At 43.3% G+C, this 16,914-nt stretch carries 15 protein-coding genes; 3 read left to right on the top strand and 12 right to left on the bottom strand.

Annotated features, from left to right (window positions below; genetic code table 11):
* Positions 1-39 precede the first annotated feature (39 nt).
* The 9 genes from DWX61_RS02905 to DWX61_RS02865 form a co-directional block, all read right to left on the bottom strand.
* Entirely contained in the window at positions 40-564 is a 525-nt protein-coding gene (locus DWX61_RS02905; protein ID WP_118515621.1) for an adenine phosphoribosyltransferase, read from the bottom strand.
* A 202-nt stretch (positions 565-766) separates the two neighbouring features.
* Positions 767-2,485, bottom strand: a complete 1,719-nt coding sequence (gene recJ, locus DWX61_RS02900) for a single-stranded-DNA-specific exonuclease RecJ (protein ID WP_118515619.1) — start codon at positions 2,483-2,485, stop codon at positions 767-769.
* A 167-nt stretch (positions 2,486-2,652) separates the two neighbouring features.
* On the bottom strand, positions 2,653-5,079 hold the full coding sequence (gene secD / locus DWX61_RS02895) for a protein translocase subunit SecD (protein ID WP_118623695.1): 2,427 nt from the start codon (positions 5,077-5,079) through the stop codon (positions 2,653-2,655).
* A 15-nt stretch (positions 5,080-5,094) separates the two neighbouring features.
* Complete coding sequence (gene scfB, locus DWX61_RS02890; protein ID WP_118623976.1) at positions 5,095-6,453, bottom strand: thioether cross-link-forming SCIFF peptide maturase; 1,359 nt, start codon at positions 6,451-6,453, stop codon at positions 5,095-5,097.
* A gap of 148 nt (positions 6,454-6,601) precedes the next feature.
* Positions 6,602-6,742: a six-cysteine ranthipeptide SCIFF gene (scfA, locus tag DWX61_RS02885; protein ID WP_015524633.1), complete on the bottom strand. Its 141-nt coding sequence runs from the start codon at positions 6,740-6,742 to the stop codon at positions 6,602-6,604.
* A gap of 82 nt (positions 6,743-6,824) precedes the next feature.
* A complete protein-coding gene (locus DWX61_RS02880; protein ID WP_118515615.1) occupies positions 6,825-7,175 on the bottom strand; it encodes a TIGR04086 family membrane protein in 351 nt (116 codons plus the stop codon).
* Between the two features lie 56 nt (positions 7,176-7,231).
* A complete protein-coding gene (locus DWX61_RS02875) occupies positions 7,232-8,947 on the bottom strand; it encodes a hypothetical protein (RefSeq protein WP_118515613.1) in 1,716 nt (571 codons plus the stop codon).
* A gap of 208 nt (positions 8,948-9,155) precedes the next feature.
* On the bottom strand, positions 9,156-9,749 hold the full coding sequence (locus tag DWX61_RS02870) for a YdcF family protein (protein ID WP_118515611.1): 594 nt from the start codon (positions 9,747-9,749) through the stop codon (positions 9,156-9,158).
* Between the two features lie 144 nt (positions 9,750-9,893).
* A complete protein-coding gene (locus DWX61_RS02865) occupies positions 9,894-10,658 on the bottom strand; it encodes an N-acetylmuramoyl-L-alanine amidase (protein ID WP_118515609.1) in 765 nt (254 codons plus the stop codon).
* Between the two features lie 228 nt (positions 10,659-10,886).
* Here DWX61_RS02865 and DWX61_RS02860 point away from each other — a divergent pair, with 228 nt between their 5' ends.
* The 3 genes from DWX61_RS02860 to DWX61_RS02850 all read left to right on the top strand — a co-directional run bounded on the left by DWX61_RS02860 (position 10,887) and on the right by DWX61_RS02850 (position 13,665).
* Positions 10,887-11,864 carry an ABC transporter substrate-binding protein gene (locus DWX61_RS02860; protein WP_118515607.1) on the top strand — a complete coding sequence of 326 codons (978 nt, stop codon included), beginning with the start codon at positions 10,887-10,889 and terminating at the stop codon, positions 11,862-11,864.
* An 89-nt stretch (positions 11,865-11,953) separates the two neighbouring features.
* Positions 11,954-12,868 carry an ABC transporter permease gene (locus tag DWX61_RS02855; RefSeq protein ID WP_118515605.1) on the top strand — a complete coding sequence of 305 codons (915 nt, stop codon included), beginning with the start codon at positions 11,954-11,956 and terminating at the stop codon, positions 12,866-12,868.
* 2 nt (positions 12,869-12,870) lie between these two features.
* Positions 12,871-13,665, top strand: coding sequence for an ABC transporter ATP-binding protein (locus tag DWX61_RS02850; protein ID WP_118515603.1), 795 nt, complete (start codon positions 12,871-12,873; stop codon positions 13,663-13,665).
* Between the two features lie 124 nt (positions 13,666-13,789).
* Here the strand turns inward: DWX61_RS02850 and DWX61_RS02845 are convergent, their stop codons facing one another.
* From DWX61_RS02845 to DWX61_RS02835, 3 genes are all read right to left on the bottom strand, one after another.
* The gene (locus DWX61_RS02845; protein WP_118623693.1) at positions 13,790-14,722 is read right to left on the bottom strand and encodes a DUF5688 family protein; all 933 of its coding nucleotides are present in this window, start codon (positions 14,720-14,722) and stop codon (positions 13,790-13,792) included.
* 306 nt (positions 14,723-15,028) lie between these two features.
* Positions 15,029-15,499, bottom strand: coding sequence for a low molecular weight protein-tyrosine-phosphatase (locus DWX61_RS02840; protein WP_118623691.1), 471 nt, complete (start codon positions 15,497-15,499; stop codon positions 15,029-15,031).
* Positions 15,500-15,684: 185 nt separating this feature from the next.
* Positions 15,685-16,884, bottom strand: coding sequence for a site-specific integrase (locus tag DWX61_RS02835; RefSeq protein WP_118481390.1), 1,200 nt, complete (start codon positions 16,882-16,884; stop codon positions 15,685-15,687).
* Positions 16,885-16,914: the final 30 nt, after the last annotated feature.

Genomic DNA, 16,914 nt, shown 5'->3' with positions numbered 1-16,914 from the left:
TGACTACAACAGTTCACATCCCCTTCCATCGACAAAAAATCATTTTCCGTCGTAACAGATCACAGATGCCACATCATAACCTTTGAGACGCTCACGTCCCTTCAGACCTGCAAGCTCCATGAGGAAAACAACTTTAACAACTACACCTCCAAGCTCCTCCACAAGCTTGATGGCTGCTTCCACACTTCCGCCTGTAGCGATCAGGTCATCCACGATAACAACCCTCTGTCCCGGCTTGATGGAATCTTTATGCATCTCAATAGTTGCACTTCCATACTCCAGATCGTAGGTTCTGGAAACGGTCTCGCATGGAAGTTTTCCTGCTTTACGGACCAGAACAAAGGGTTTGTGAAGATTATATGCGATCGGCATACCAAAGATAAATCCTCTGGATTCAAGACCTGTGATCACATCGAACTCCACACCCTCCAGACAATCCTGCATAGAATCAACGGCAAGCTGTAATCCATCCGCATCCTGAAGGACGCTGGTAACATCACGGAAAATAATCCCTGGCTCTGGAAAGTCCGGGATACTTCTTACATATTCTTCTATTTTTTTCATAATAACCTCCAATGGTTTAATTTGTCAATCAGATGTTAGATAGTATAGCACTTTTTCTGTAGGGAATCAATGTGCAACCCGACAGAACTCGCGGAATTACGACAGGCCCTGGACTACATATTGCCCAGTACAGAGCTTTCTTTCCTGTTTAACAGTCAATTACTTGCTGTCAGGACCTGCATTTTAGTGATACCTTCTCCCGTTATTCTGTAATATAATTCCGGATCACGATCTGTAAAGTTTCTCTTCCCTGATAACGGTTGATCTCAGGATAATATGTGACCGCCATACTTCCACAGTTTTTTATTCTATCAACAAATTCGTCCGCTTCGCCAAAATATACTGCTTCCACTACACAACCAGCGCCATCTGACAGCTGGAGCTTCGCCACATTCCTATTTTTGCCAAGAATACGGCTGCTTAAAACCCGAAGTCCCTTCTGTGCAAAAATCGGTTTGGTATTTCCTTTTCCAAAAGGCTCCAGCAGGGATATCTCTTCCACAAGTTCCTTATTTATATAGGAAACCGGCATTGGCACATCGATCAGGATCTTTGGAGTCAGATCCTTTTCTGTCAGAGTACAGTTTTCGTTTAACCGTCTACGGAACTCTTCCACATTTTCTTCTTTAATGGATAATCCGGCAGCCATAGGATGACCGCCATACTGTTCCATCAGATCTCCGCATTTTACCAGTTCCTCAAACATAGAATAGCTTTCTATGGAACGTCCGCTGCCTTTCACCATTGTTTCACCTTTTGTCAGAACAAAGACCGGTTTATTGTACTTTTCCCGGATACGTCCTGCAATAATTCCGGCCAGACTTTCATGACAGTCCGGTAAATAAATCACAAGAACCCTGTCCTGTCCGATTTCTGTCTCTTCCACAATACGGATTGCTGCTTCCTTTCCCTCTTCTGTGAGAGCTTTTCTGCTTTGATTCAACGCAGTCAGATCGCCGGCAAGTTTTGCCGCTTCATCTTCCGTCTCCGCACAGAGCAGTTTCAGGGAACGTGCAGCGGTATCCAGTCTTCCACTGGCATTGATACATGGTCCCAGCACAAACCCTACATGATAGGCAGTGATCGGCCCATCCTCCAGGCCATTGGCACGGATCAGTTCACGGAGACCTTTGTTAAAAGTGTGGGAAAGTCGTTTCAGGCCTTCCTTTACAAGGATACGGTTTTCACCCTGAAGATCCATCACATCTCCCACCGTGGCAATGGCTCCTAATTCCAGAAAATCTTCCAACTCTTTTTCCGGAATCCCACATGCCTCATAGAGAGCTGTCACCAGCTTCAATGCAACAACTGCTCCGCACAATCTTTTCTCCGGATAATTACAGTCCGGTTGTTTTGGATTTACAATGGCATCAGCCGGCGGAAGGATCAGTTCTCTTCCATCTTCCGTTTCTTTATAGGGAATTTCATGATGATCGGTTATTATCACCGTCATTCCATTCTCTTTAGCCATAGTGATTTCATTGTACGCCGCAATTCCATTATCACAGGTAACAATTACGTCAATCCCATCATTCACTGCTCTTTCGATCAGGTGCTCATGGATTCCATATCCGTCCGCCACACGGTCCGGAATATATGTATCTGCCAGAGCTCCTGCACGCTTCAGTCCTTTGATCAGAATGAAAGTCGATACTACCCCATCAATATCATAATCGCCTATAATACGGATGCGTTTTTTTTTCTTTATTTTATTCTGCAGGATCTGCACTGCCTTATCCACATCTTTCATCAAATGCGGAGAAGCCAATTCTTCCACCGTTCCATAAAGATATCTACGAATTTCATCCCTATCCTGTACATCCCGATTTCGGATCAGTCTGGCGATCACCGGATCAATTCCGAACTCTTTTCCAATTGCCGCAAAATCCGCCCGTTTTGCAGCAACAACCCATCGTTCCATGTTGTTTCCTCCTTGATGCTTTGCCGCTTTCTTTCTTCAAAGCAACACAATAACCGTATTGTAACTCATACTCCTGCATAGCTGCAAGTTTTTTATGCCACACAAAAAAAACGTTCCGCCAGGAAATTTTCTTTCCTGGTACGGAACGTTTCTGTTATTCAGCAGTTTTATTCAGATTTCTCCTCATCATTCTGCTGCTTTGCTGCCTCCTGCGCGGCAAGACGCTCGGCAACTCTTTTACGGTTTTTCTTCTTCGGCTGCTGCTGAACTGTCTGCTGTCCGGATGGCTGTTTTACCTTTTTCTCGGATTTCTCGGCAGAAGTCTTAGTTGAAGCTGCTGCAGCTGCCGGTGCGGCAACACGATTTTTTCTGAATGTTTTCATAGTGTACCACAGAGCACCTGTGATGCATACAGAGGAATATGCTCCGCCGATGATACCTACCATCAACGGTGCTGCAAACTCTTTAATTGAAGAAACACCCATTACATAAAGAATTGCAACCATTACAAACGTTGTCAGGGATGTGTAAATGCTTCGTGTCAAAGTCTCTGTAACACTTGTATTTACGATCTCTTTCAGTTTCTCATCCTCAACTTTCTTTCTGCCTCTCATATTCTCACGGATACGGTCGAAGATGACAATGGTAGCATTGATGGAATAACCTACGATTGTCAGCATACACGCAATAAATGTATTTCCTACAGATGTTCTGGAAATAACATAAAACGCAAGTACGACCAGAACATCATGAAGAAGTGCAAGTACTGCACTGCTTGCAAAGCGGATATCCTTGAAGCGGAACCAGATGTAAAGAAGCATGAAGATCGCAGCTACGATAACCGCTACGATAGCGTCTCTTCTCATCTCATTGCTGACAGTAGCGGAAATATTCTCCGATGTGATCAGACTTGTATCTACATCAAAATTTTCCTCCAATGCCTTATTCAGTGCTTCACGTTCCTTAAGATCCAGAGAACGTGTTTTGATCACAACCTGATTGGTTCCCTGCACCTTGGTCGGCTGTACATTCTTATCACCTGTCACTGCCTCAACAACCGGTGTTACCTCGGAATCGATTTCCTTGATATCCATCTCTTTATTGAAGGTTACATTGGTAGAAGTACCACCAGAAAACTCCAGACTGTAATTCATTGCTTTGTCCCCGATCACATTACTGTGGACCAGCATTCCTACAGGCCCGCAAAGGATCAGGATAATTGAAACAACAAAGAAGATTTTTCTCTTTCCAATGAAATCCACAACCTTACGTTCCTTGGCAATACCATAGAATTTCGGGTCACGAACGCCAATTGCATATACCGCATTAATAACAAGCCTGGATATGACCAGTGCTGTAAACATGGAGATCACGATACCCATTGCCAGTGTGTAGGCAAATCCCTTAACAGAACCGGAGCCCAGCCACATCAGCACACAAGCCGCAATCAGTGTTGTGATGTTTCCATCAAAAATAGCGGAAAACGCTTTGCTGAATCCACTTTTGATTGCTGCATGGACAGAAAGACCTGCCGCAATCTCCTCACGGATTCTGGCGTAAATGATAACATTGGCATCCACTGCCATACCAATGCCCAGGATGATACCTGCAATACCCGGAAGCGTAAGGGTGATATCAAAGGCATTCAGTGTGATCAGCATTAAGGTTGTATAAAGAACCAGTGCAATAGATGCAACCAGACCTGGAATACGGTATGCGATGATCATGATCAGCATAACGATCACAAGACCGATAGCTCCGGCTTTTACACTTGTTGCAATGGCTTCTTCACCAAGCTGTGCAGCAACTACGCTGGAACGAAGTTCGGTAAGCTCAAGACTTAAAGAACCGATTCTTATGTAAGAAGCAAGATTCTGTGCCTCTTCTGTACTTGCCATTCCGGTGATCTGCGCTTTTCCACCGGAAATCTCCTCATTTACATTCGGAGCGCTTAAAACCTGATCGTCATATACGATTGCAATCTGCTTTCCAACATTTGCCTTGGTAGCTTCCGCAAATTTGGTTTTTCCATTCTTTGTAAGAGTCAGGCTGACTGCATATTTCTGGGAGCTTGTGGATGAATCCTGATAAGCACCTCCCTCAGCGTCTGCAACGTCTGTACCTTCCAGTACAACAGATCCGGCTTTCTGGATATCCTCAATACTTCTTGCAAGAACATATCCACTCTCACTGTTTCCTGTTGTAAAATTCTTGTTTCCGTCTGCATCTGTCTGATCGATAAAATACAGAGAACCTGGCTTTCCAAGTTCTTCCAGGATCGCATTTGCATCTGATACTCCTGGAATCTCAATAGTGATACGGTTGGAACCTTCCTGATATGCCTGTGCCTCAGTACTGTACTGAGAAACACGCTGCTGCATCTTGTAAACAGTATCGGACATATCTTCCTTGCTCGGATTGCTGTCCTTAGCCTGGTATGTGATGCTGACACCGCCGGCAAGATCAAGTCCGGTATTGATGTTCTTAGCCGAACCTGTTCCTGTAGGACCAATGCCTACCGCAGCCACATAGCAGAAGAATACTGTGACAATTGCTGTCAGAAGCAGCACTGCAATTCCTCTACTTTTCTTCATTTTCTTTTTCCTCTCTTATTCCGCCAAAGCGGCTTTTATCATGATAGCGCACTCCACACGCTTCCTCTGGAGTTCGCATCCGATCTTATAATTCCCCCGGATATCTCCGCCGAAGTGGTAACCATTTGCCGCACAGCCGCCGCTGCAGTAGAATCTGGCAAAACAGTCTTTACAGTCCGGTTTCGTATAGACGTTACATCTTCCAAAGTCTTTTACGATTTCAGGCTTTGTGATTCCCTCGTCTACATTACCCATAAGGTACTGTTCCTCACCAACAAACTGGTGGCATGGATAAAAATCTCCCCACGGAGTAACAGCCAGGTACTCGGTTCCTGAGCCGCATCCGGAAAGTCGTTTATATACACACGGACCACCGGTAAGGTCTATCATAAAGTGGAAGAAGTTGAATCCTTTTCCTTCTTTTTCTCTTCTGATCATTTCTTTTGCAAGAATGTCATACTGTTCCAGAATCTGTGGGATGTCCTCCTCACGGATCGCATACTCTTCTGTATCTGCTGCCACAACCGGCTCAACAGAAATCTGTTTGAAGCCAAGGTCAGCCAGATGCAGAACATCCTGGGAAAAATCAAGATTATGATGAGTAAAGGTTCCTCTTACATAATACTTGTCCTGATTTCTGGATTCCGCAAATTTCTCAAATTTCGGCATGATCAGATCATAGCTTCCTGCACCCTTACGGAACGGGCGCATGTAATCATGGACTTCTTTTCTGCCGTCCACGCTTAAGACTACATTTCCCATCTCCTTATTGCAGAATTCCATCACCTCATCATTTAAAAGAACGCCGTTGGTTGTCAGTGTGAAGCGGAATTTTTTGTTATGAAGTTTCTCCTGTTCTCTTCCGTATTTCACAAGATCCTTTACGACCTGCCAGTTCATAAGAGGCTCGCCGCCAAAGAAATCCACTTCCAGATTCTTTCTGGAGCCGGAATTAGCGATCAGGAAATCCAAAGCCTTTTTTCCTACTTCAAAGGACATCAGTGCACGTCTTCCGTGATACTCTCCTTCTTCTGCAAAACAGTATCTGCATGCCAGATTACAGTCATGAGCAATATGAAGACAAAGAGCCTTTACAACAGTCTGGCGGTTTTTGGTAAATTCATCAATAATATTCTCATAAATATCTTTTGTAAAAAGCATTCCCTGTTCCTGAAGCTTCTTACATTCAGTTACAGATGTTTCCACATCCTCTTTCTTAAAACGGTCGCCAAGCTTCTCAGCTATGGCATCCGCTTCCATGCCTTCTTCAAGATATGGCAGTACCTCATAGGTTATTTCATCTACAAGGTGGATACAGCCACTGTTGATATCCAGCACAATATTATATCCATTACTTTGATAACGGTGAATCAGACTCATCTTCCCGCAATCCTTTCTAAAATTCTTTTATAACCCGACAAAACGCGCCCTCCGGCGCGTTTTGCTGGATACCTGTTACTTCAGATAAAACAAGTGAAGCAGCGGATCTCCCGCTGCTTTCCACTCATTCAACGGCTGCTTCTTATTTATGCTCGCAGCTCTGGTTTCCTACTGTACAGGAAGTCTTGCAAGCAGACTGACAGGATGTCTGACATTCGCCACATCCACCCTTCTTAACCGTGTTCTGAAGGTTCTTTGTATTTAATGTCTTGATATGTTCCATGATATATCCTCCTTTATGTATTCTATTCTTCGCCTAGTATAGCATAAAATCATCGATTTTCAAAGCATTTTTTTGTAAGCTTTTACGACAGCATCCCACCAATGGCTCCGCCACCAAGACACATAAAAAAAGTAGTCAACGCATGGGCAAAGGTCATATCCCATTTCCCCTGTGCCAGAAAAGATACCAGAAGCAGCAGAACATAATAAGAAAGCCCGGTAACGATCCCCCAAATATATCGGTCTTTCCGTATGATCTTTCCCGCCATAAAACCTCCGGCCAGGCAGGATACCACATAAATAATAATGATCCCTACCGCCGCCGTCCCTCCTCCAAATTCAAACTGAAAGAGCAAAAATGCCAGTATCAGAAGAAAAAGTCCTGTCACTCCATAGGCCAGCAGCAATGATCGTAATATTGCTTTTCCCTTCATAAAAAAGCCCTCCCACAGTCATTATATGGGAGAGCTTTTTCTCTTATTCTTATTCATTACTTCTTTCTTTTCTTAAAAAACACAGCTACACCGGCTACAACTGCCGCTGCCACAAACAAGATCACAAACGGAAGAATCTGGGTGTTATCTCCAGTATTTACCTGTTTCTTGGATGTTGTTGCAGAAGACTGTTCTTCAGCCTCATTCCCCGCCGTATCACTGTTCTGAGAAGAAGGCTGTTCCTGATCCGGGCTATCTGAAGTCAGATTCTGAGATGTCTCCGCCGCATTGGTGTCTGTACTGTCTGTTTCTGCAGGATCTGCAGTACCTGAAGATGAAGCATCCGAAGACGAAGCATCTGCTGCAGGTGTAATCGTTGCACCGGTATTGCTTTCAGCATCTGGCCCTACCAGAGATTTACTTCCGGCAATGCCAAATGGGCTGAATGAATGTGTACTGAAAGTCATTGTGTCACCATCCACGCTTGGAATGATGGTCTCCATTGCGCCATTATCAAGAAGGTGCTCAATAGAATATGTATAGCCGGCCTTTACAGGTACAGTCACACTGATATACTCTCCATCCGGAATTTTATACTCTGTATTATTCTGTGTATCCCAGAGTTCAAACTCATAGGATTTAAAGATCGTTGCATCTTCTTCATTGGTAAACTGATAATCCTCACCACCGGAAACACGAAACTGTACATACCACGGAAGATCGATTCCTGATACCGTGATTCCATCACAGGTATGATTTTGAGACGCAATTTCCTCTTTTTCTTTTTCTGTCAGATCGGTAGCTGCATTCTGAGGGCGTTTATCCTCTGTATCATCTTTCCTGTCAAAAATATTATTCTTGTTTTCTTCAGCATCAGGAGTCTCCGTGATTTCCGGGATCGCGGTGATTTCAGCATCGTTATTTTTTTCATGATTCTCATCGTCTCTGCTCTCAGATGCTGCATCAGGATCCATATCATCTTCTGCCGCCGGAGTTATCGTTACAGCAGGAGTTTCCGCAGCTTCTGCTTCTTCCCCATCCTGAGTTTTATTATCCTCAGATGGTGCAGCTGTTACCTCCGGAGCTTCCGTTATCTCCGGATCCCTTTTTTCCTCTCCACTGGCATCTGCTGTATCTGAAGAATCTGAAGAAGACTGCTCCGTTTTTCCTGTTGTCTCCGAATCTTCTTTATTCTCATTCTCCTGAACACTGTCAGTCTGCAGACCTTCGTTCTTCCCTTCATTCTCTGCAGTGCTGTCCTCTGTTTCTTTTACGGAAGTATCTGCATCACTCTCATTGACGTCAGTTCCATTTTCCTCTTTATCATCGGTTTCGTAGGATTCTCCTGAATCAGAAGAATCGGAGCTTTCCTCACTTCCGGAATTTTCCTCTGTACTGTCAAGGCTGCTGACCACAACTGTCACGGAACCTGTAAGTGTTCCTGAATTACTGTCCCACCCTGGAAGACCTGAAAGGTCAGCCCCTGCAGCAGGTTTGAATACTACCCCACAGGATTGTACACGTTTGTCCGGAACATAAGAACTATCTGCCCAGGAAAGAGTTCCATACGCATTAGATGGAAGCGCAATGTTAGCAAGAGCTGTAGGGCTGTCAATAGTTATATTATCCGGGATCACAGCACCGGATTCTATACCTGAAGAGTTCTCCGCATATGCCGGAAAGGTCTGTCCTCCGATCAGTGTCATGGATAATGCCGCTGCTGCCAGTATTGAAAAGCTTCTGCTAAATGTATTCTTTGTGTTCTTTTTCATAATAATCTGCACCTCTATATTCAAAATCTAAGATTCATATTTGCCTTTTGTCAAAAAATTCAGTTATATAAAATATCGAACGCATGTAACATGCGCTCGAACCAATATTTCTCCAAAAATTAATATCTTGTTAATCTTTCGTAACAGATATTTCGTTTTTTCGTCAAATGCATTATAACACAATTCTTTTTTTTACGACACCCCTAAATTAATTTTTTTTGAGCATCAATGAAAATTGTTTAATTATTTTAGTTATTTCCCCCATTACTTCATCAATTCCATCATTTGTCATAATCCACGTATTTTTATCTATAGAATCCACACAACATGAACTCACAAAGAATTCCGTATCCGGATAAAGCAACTTGTAATACATCAATGCACGCCTTGCATGACAGGTTTTACAGCAGAGAATCGCCTTTTTGATATCCAGGTATTCTCTGTCTGTTACCTGTCGGGAATAAATTGCATTCTCATAAGTATAGGTTGCCTGATCTTCTTTCAGGATTGCTTCCTCTGGTACACCATTCTGCATCAGGACATCTTTCAAAAAATCCCATTCCGTTTTGTATGTCCCACAATAACATTCTTTCTTGTCAAGAACTCCTGTAAATCTCCCTGCTGTGATACTGTATCTTCCACTGGGCAGGATCTTTGGTGCAAACCCATTCCTGTAAAGCTCCGCTGCTTTTTCCGCCATTTGAGGATATCCGTTTCCTGGAATAAAGATCACATCCGCTTTTTCCGGCTTATCTTCTATAAACATGAAATCTTCTATCTGTTTCAGAAACTCTTCGTACATTATTTTCTATGTCCTTTCTTTACCATCTGCAGCTAAATCCCGGATCAAAAGATATTTATCTGACAGATATCCCTTATCCAGCTTTCTGTATTGCCTAATCATATCACTCTTTCGTGGCAGATGCACTAACAGATCATCTGTTTTCTATTTTGTAACGATCACTGTGCTATATCCTCTGTCCCTCAGCCTTTGTTCCATATTGACCGCATTTCCAAGCTGCATATATGCTCCTACCTGAACTTTGTAAAGATCATTCTCTCTCAGGATAAACGCCGGAAATCCCTGATCTGTCAGCTGATACAACATCCGGTCTGCGTTTTCCCGGTTTCGAAATGCTCCTGTCTGTACTCGATAATATAATGGTTCTTCCACAGTTTCCTCATTCAATGTTCCCAGAATGGCATCTGCGATGCTTCTGGCAATCTCTTCGAATTTTTTTTCAAAAAGCTGATTATCCTTTTCCGAGTTTATAAATCCGGTCTCGATCAAAAGTGCCGGCATTTTTGTGCGCCGGAGCACTACCAGCCCGGGACGTTCTTTCACGCCCAGTTCCCGAAACCCCAGTTCCCCCAATGCTCCCAGGATATTCTGTGCCATCTGATATTTAATGCCTTTCTTATCATAGACTAATACTTCAACTCCATTGTATTGTTCGGGCCCGGAACTACTGTTGCGATGAAAAGAAATAAAAAAATCTGCTCCGGCTTCATTTGCGGCTTTCGCTTTTTCAAAAGGAGTCTGATAAATATCGGTAGTCCTGGTATAAACCACATCCACGCCGTTCTCTTCCAGGATCTTTCCTACCGCAAGGGTCAGTTTCAGATTGTCATCCTTTTCCTTACGTTCTTTATAAACAGCACCTGGATCTTCTCCGCCGTGTCCGGCATCCAGAACGATTTTATATGCCATGTTCATTCTCCTCGAAAACTACATTCACAATATGATATGACCTTGTGTTTTTCTCTGTGCCTGCATTTCATTTCATGCTTTATTTTGTTTTTCCGGATCTGTTTATTCAACATATTTTCGCGTTAATTCTTCTTGACTTTTAAGCGTTAAAGTGTTATATTAACACAATCAGAGTTGCATTTTTAAATAATCCAAAAAATGCAGCAATATCGCGAGGAGGAAAACAATATGAAAAAGCGTATTTTAACAGCTGTACTCGCAGCAGCTCTTGTAACAGGGACCTGTGCTGCAACAGTAAGCGCCAAAGAAGAAAAGACTTACACAATAGGTATCTGCCAGCTGGTCCAGCATGATGCACTGGATGCCGCAACCAAGGGCTTTGAGGATGCGATCACTGAGAAAATGGGGGATTCCGTAAAATTCGACGAGCAGAATGCACAGGGTGATTCTAATACCTGTTCTACCATTATCAACGGCTTTGTTTCAGAGGGGGCAGACCTGATCCTTGCAAACGCAACCGCATCTCTTCAGGCTGCAGCTGCCGGAACTTCCGATATCCCGATCCTCGGAACAGCCGTTACCGAGTACGGTGTCGCTCTTGGGATCGATGACTTTGACGGAACAGTAGGCGGGAACATTTCCGGTACTTCTGATCTTGCTCCTCTTGATGAGCAGGCCGATATGCTCCATGAGCTTTTCCCGGATGCAAAAAATGTCGGACTTCTCTACTGCTCAGCAGAGCCGAACTCCCAATATCAGGTAGATACTGTAAAAGATGCTCTTGAGAAGCTTGGTTATACCTGTGAATATTATGCATTCTCTGATTCCAACGATCTTTCATCCGTTGTTACCACAGCTGCCAATGACAGCGATGTGATCTATGCACCTACAGATAATACTGTAGCATCCAATACTGAGATCATCAACAACATCTGTCTCCCGGCAAAGGTTCCGGTAATCGCTGGTGAAGAAGGTATCTGCAAGGCATGCGGTGTTGCAACACTTTCCATCAGCTACTATGATCTTGGATACAAAACCGGCGAAATGGCAGTCAGCATCCTTCAGGATGGTAAAGATATCTCCAAAATGCCGATTGAATATGCACCAAAATTCACAAAAGAATACAACAAAGACATCTGTGACGAGCTTGGTATTAAAATTCCGGATGGATATGAAGCAATCGAAACAGAAGAAACAGCTGAATAATCGGTAAAAAACCTATTATACACTGATACAGCGAGAAGGGAGTTACCCTTCTCGCTGTTCGTGCATAAAAAAGAGGAGGATAATTTAACATGCAGATTATGAGTTTAATGACCGCACTTCCGGGAGCTGCCGCACAGGGGCTTATCTGGGGAATCATGGCGATCGGTGTGTACATTACATTCCGCATTCTTGATATTGCGGATCTTACCGTTGACGGAACTTTATGTACAGGCGGCGCTGTTTGTATCATGATGATGCTCAGCGGACACAATGTATGGGTGTCCATGCTGGCTGCAACAGGAGCAGGACTTCTGGCAGGTCTTGCCACCGGTATTTTTCATACCTTTATGGGCATCCCGGCTATCCTTGCCGGAATCCTGACACAACTTTCCCTTTACTCTGTTAACCTGAAAATCATGGGAAAAGCAAACCAGGCGATCAATGTTGATAAATTTAATCTTCTGGTATCCCTTCGACGTGTCAAGGGTGTTGTTCTGACACAGAATACGCTTTTTATCGTAGCAATTATGATCGTTATTCTGATTGCAGTCCTTTACTGGTTCTTCGGAACTGAACTCGGATGTTCCCTGCGTGCGACCGGATGTAATCCAAGTATGTCGCGTGCACAGGGTATCAACACAGATCGTAATAAGGTTCTGGGACTGATGCTTTCCAACGGACTTGTTGCTCTTTCCGGTGCTCTTCTCACACAGTATCAGGGATTTGCAGATATCAACATGGGACGTGGTTCCATCGTTATAGGTCTTGCTGCAGTAATTATCGGCGAAGCGATCTTCAGCCGTATTTTCCGCAACTTTGCACTGAAGCTGTTAAGCGTTGTATTTGGTTCTATTCTTTATTACCTGGTACTTCAGATTGTTATCTGGATGGGAATTGATACAGACCTTCTTAAAATGCTTTCCGCACTCGTCGTTGCATTGTTCCTTGCTTTCCCATACTGGAAGGGCAAATACTTTACAAAAGCCAAACAGGGAGGTAAATGATCATGCTGAAACTGATCGATATACATAAAACATTTAATCCGGGCACCATCAATGAAAAGGTTGCTTTAAACGGCGTGGATCTTCATCTGAACGAAGGTGATTTTGTTACAGTCATCGGAGGAAACGGTGCCGGAAAATCCACTATGCTGAATGCAGTTGCCGGTGCCTGGCCTGTAGATTCCGGAAAGATCATTATCGGTGGAACCGATGTCACAAAACTTTCAGAATATAAAAGAGCCGCGTATCTTGGCCGTGTATTCCAGGATCCTATGACCGGAACTGCTGCAACTATGGGAATTGAAGAAAATCTTGCTCTTGCCAAACGCCGCGGAAAATCTCGCCTTCTCCGTCCGGGCATTACCCGTCAGGAACGGGAAGAATATCACGAACTCCTGAAGATTCTCGGTCTTGGTCTTGAGGACCGCCTCACTTCCAAAGTCGGGCTCCTCTCCGGTGGCCAGCGTCAGGCATTGACACTTCTGATGGCAACTTTAAAGAAGCCTCAGCTTCTTCTTCTGGATGAGCACACTGCTGCCCTTGATCCGAAGACTGCAGCCAAGGTTCTCGAGATCACAGACATGATCGTAACCCGCGATCATCTGACAACCATGATGATCACCCATAACATGCGTGATGCTATCACTCACGGCAACCGTCTGATCATGATGTGGGAGGGAAAGATCATTCTGGATATCCAGGGTGAAGAAAAGAAAAAGCTTACAGTCAAGGATCTTCTAGACAAATTCGAAGAAGCCAGCGGTGAAGAATTTTCCAACGATTCCGCACTTCTCAGCTAAACCACAAAAAAGCTTTTATGATAATAGTTAGACAAACAGCATAACACAGAGAAAGAACCTGGCCGGAATTTCATTCTTTATGATGGATTCCGGCCTTAATTTCCATATGCCACTTTTCTTTAGCTCATTTCAATTCCACAGAGAATTCACCACTCCTTCTGCTGTATCGATAAATGGAAGATGTCAGATAATCTTCTTCCGGAGTTGCTTTCTCGAGCGTATCACTTAGAACTTCTTTCAAATCTTCCGGATAAACCACATCCGCATTATGGACCATTACTTCATGAACACTGGTAAAAACCAGATACAGGTCTGACCCCAGAAGTTCAGAAAGACGTCTGGCTACCCCGGGCAAAAAGATTGCTGCCGCTCCATTAGTACGCTTTTCTGTACTCAGGCAATTCCCGGCAATCCCTTTATTTGGATGGTATGTTCCAAGGATATCCATGAAATTATCTCCTTCGTACGTCTTATCAAACAGCATTTTTTCCCAATGATAGATTCTTGGTGGGCTGATAAAATATGTATTTATTAGAGCAGCTTCGAAAACAGTATCCGCATCTTTTCCCCATTTCTCCACAAAACTTTTCTTGATCTTTGCACTCAGAACATATCCCTCTTTTTCTCCTGCAAGATAATAAACCACTAAAGCAATATCTCCGATTTTGTGATGAACCAGCTCCTTCAGTATAGTCCTGTTTTTATCTGCATTCAGAAGTCGAATAAAAAGTCTGCTTTTTACCTTCTCATAATCTTTCAGATCGTCCAAATCACATAGCACACAATTTTCACTGACTTTTTTTATCTCCCTAACACAATCATGAACGATATTTTCAAAAGAATGTTCCTGACAGTACCTTTTATAAAGCTCTTCTGTATGCAACCCGCAGACTGTTTTTGCCTTTTCCATATGACCACTTTCTACAAATAGCCTATCTCCCAAACAGCCATATTTTTCTCCATCGTTTGAAAAATAAATTTCTTCTTCCCGCAGATCCATAGCCGCAAGAAGAAGCTTTCTCAGGTCCGTGACAAAAGTTTCATAACCTTTTTCCATATTTAATTTCCTTTCTGTGAAACAAAGCGGACGAACGTCCTGACAAAATCCTGTGCGCTCTCACAACAACGCACAAAATGATTCTGATCTGATAACACAATTAGATATTTTCGTGGAAAGAACTTCCACTGTAGAATTGTAGAGAGCAGATTTCTCTGCTGAATCTGAGTTGCCTGCTGTATGAATCAGTATAATAGAAGTTTTCAGATTTGTAAAGAAGTTTTCATCGACAGAAAAAGCAGCTTCCGCCGCCTTTTACTGTCATACCTTTTGTATTGTTTCAGATTTGTGTCTCATTCCGAAATATCAGTAATGGATTTCTCCATGTTTCTCCAGATAATCCAGAAATCCCTCACAACCTTCCTGTATATCTTCATAAGTTTCATCAAAATTTCCTGTATACCAAGGATCCGCAATATCCCGTCCTGATCCGGCAAAAGTCAGAAACTTATAGAGCTTCTCTTCCGGATCATTCTTCAGCATCCTGTTAAGATTACGCATATTAGCAGAATCCATACCAATAATATAATCGGATTTTTCATAATCCGCCCACGTAATCTGCTTCGCTCTGTGCGGAACCAGTGGTATTCCCACTTCTCTCAGCTTGTTCACTGTTCCTCTGTGAGGCGGATTCCCAATCTCTTCTGTACTTGTTGCAAAACTGTCGATCAAAAACTGATCTGAAAGGCCGAGCGTTTTTACCTTGTGCGTAAAAACACTCTCGGCCATAGTTGATCTGCAGATATTGCCGTGGCAAATGAATAATACTTTAATCATCTTTTTATATCTCCATTTAAGTCTTGTATTTCTTCTCAAACGCTTGATATTTCAGGGTTTTCCGACTTTTGAGTTTTCCTTTCTTTTCAAGGTATCTTCTCAAATCTTCTCGTATTTTCTTGTGTTTTTCCCTGCAATCTTGGTAAATCCGTTGGTAAAGCAAGCGTCCTTACCAACGGGCTTTTTTAACTATTCGCTATCCGATATACTTCTTCCTTTGCATCATCAAAATTCACATGGGTGTAAGTGTTCAAGGTTACACTGATGTCTGCGTGACCCATGATATACTGCAAGGTTTTCGGATTCATCCCGGATTTTGCCATATTAGAGCAAAAGGTGTGCCTGCATACATGAGGGGTAACTTTCGGCATCTGGATACGGTAAATCCTGTTGTATTTCTGAATGATATGCTCCATGTACTTCTCCCAGTGAAGGGCAACCATCGGCATATCGTTTTTATCCAAAAATAAAAATCCAGCGTATCCTTCCACCATCGGTTCAACTTTTGGTGTCTTTCGGTTGGCAATAATTCTGCGAAAACACGCTGCGACAGCTTCCGTCATCGGCACATAGCGGATGCCTTTGTCAGTTTTTGGCTCTTCAATTACATACTGCATCTGTGCAGTACGCTGTAACTGATGGTCTACCTTAATACGCATTTCTCCAAACTCGATTTCTGAAACCGTCAATCCACAGAACTCTGAGATACGAAGCCCTGTGTGAAAAAGAATATAGATTGCATCATAGTATCTGCTGAAATGTTTATCTTCCTGAATAAACTTCAACAAATCTCTCTGCTGCTTTCGGGTGATCGCTTCTCTGGTAACAGAATCATTGACAATGACGGAGGCAAGCTCAAATTCAAATGGATTTTTACGAAGCAAATCATCATCTACCGCCATCTGAAATGCCGGTCTGAGAACTCCCCTGATAGAATGAATGGAACTATATCCCCGCCCATCAATTTGTTGGAGCTTAATCAACCATGCCTTGGCGTCTGACAAACGCACCTTATCAATTCGCAGATTCCCAAAACTCTCTTTTTTCAGCATATTGATGACCGTTTTATATCCGGCAACCGTATTGTGACGAACTCCTGTTTTCAATGAAACATACTTTTCTACCAGTTCCAAAACAGTATAGTTGCCACCGTTGGTTACGATACGGTCAAACAAATCCGCTTCAATCTGTTTTTCTTTCTCACGCAGGGAAGGCTCCCGCTTCTTCCCCTTTGGCATTGGGTCATTCTTGTCTAAACGCCAGCTGTATACATTTTTCTCTTTTCCGTCCTCATCAATATAGCGGAACCGATACCTCCCATCTTTACGCTGGTACTCGCCCTCTCGCAAAATCCGATTACGGTTATCTCGTCTTTTCTCACTCATCGTGAACTCTCCTTTCAAAAAAGAGAGCCA

The sequence above is a fragment of the Ruminococcus sp. AF20-12LB genome (genome assembly GCF_003478985.1).
Taxonomy (GTDB): Bacteria; Bacillota; Clostridia; order Lachnospirales; family Lachnospiraceae; genus Blautia_A.
Note: the sequence above shows the minus strand (reverse complement) of the source record. Positions and strands in the feature narration are given on the sequence as shown.

Bases quoted from the DNA above. Each gene is read 5' to 3' on its own strand.
- DWX61_RS02905 (WP_118515621.1), bottom strand. From the start codon at position 564: ATGAAAAAAATAGAAGAATATGTAAGAAGTATCCCGGACTTTCCAGAG.
- recJ (WP_118515619.1), bottom strand. From the start codon at position 2,485: ATGGAACGATGGGTTGTTGCTGCAAAACGGGCGGATTTTGCGGCAATT.
- secD (WP_118623695.1), bottom strand. From the start codon at position 5,079: ATGAAGAAAAGTAGAGGAATTGCAGTGCTGCTTCTGACAGCAATTGTC.
- scfA (WP_015524633.1), bottom strand. From the start codon at position 6,742: ATGGAACATATCAAGACATTAAATACAAAGAACCTTCAGAACACGGTT.
- DWX61_RS02880 (WP_118515615.1), bottom strand. From the start codon at position 7,175: ATGAAGGGAAAAGCAATATTACGATCATTGCTGCTGGCCTATGGAGTG.
- DWX61_RS02875 (WP_118515613.1), bottom strand. From the start codon at position 8,947: ATGAAAAAGAACACAAAGAATACATTTAGCAGAAGCTTTTCAATACTG.
- DWX61_RS02870 (WP_118515611.1), bottom strand. From the start codon at position 9,749: ATGTACGAAGAGTTTCTGAAACAGATAGAAGATTTCATGTTTATAGAA.
- DWX61_RS02865 (WP_118515609.1), bottom strand. From the start codon at position 10,658: ATGGCATATAAAATCGTTCTGGATGCCGGACACGGCGGAGAAGATCCA.
- DWX61_RS02860 (WP_118515607.1), top strand. From the start codon at position 10,887: ATGAAAAAGCGTATTTTAACAGCTGTACTCGCAGCAGCTCTTGTAACA.
- DWX61_RS02855 (WP_118515605.1), top strand. From the start codon at position 11,954: ATGCAGATTATGAGTTTAATGACCGCACTTCCGGGAGCTGCCGCACAG.
- DWX61_RS02850 (WP_118515603.1), top strand. From the start codon at position 12,871: ATGCTGAAACTGATCGATATACATAAAACATTTAATCCGGGCACCATC.
- DWX61_RS02845 (WP_118623693.1), bottom strand. From the start codon at position 14,722: ATGGAAAAAGGTTATGAAACTTTTGTCACGGACCTGAGAAAGCTTCTT.
- DWX61_RS02840 (WP_118623691.1), bottom strand. From the start codon at position 15,499: ATGATTAAAGTATTATTCATTTGCCACGGCAATATCTGCAGATCAACT.
- DWX61_RS02835 (WP_118481390.1), bottom strand. From the start codon at position 16,884: ATGAGTGAGAAAAGACGAGATAACCGTAATCGGATTTTGCGAGAGGGC.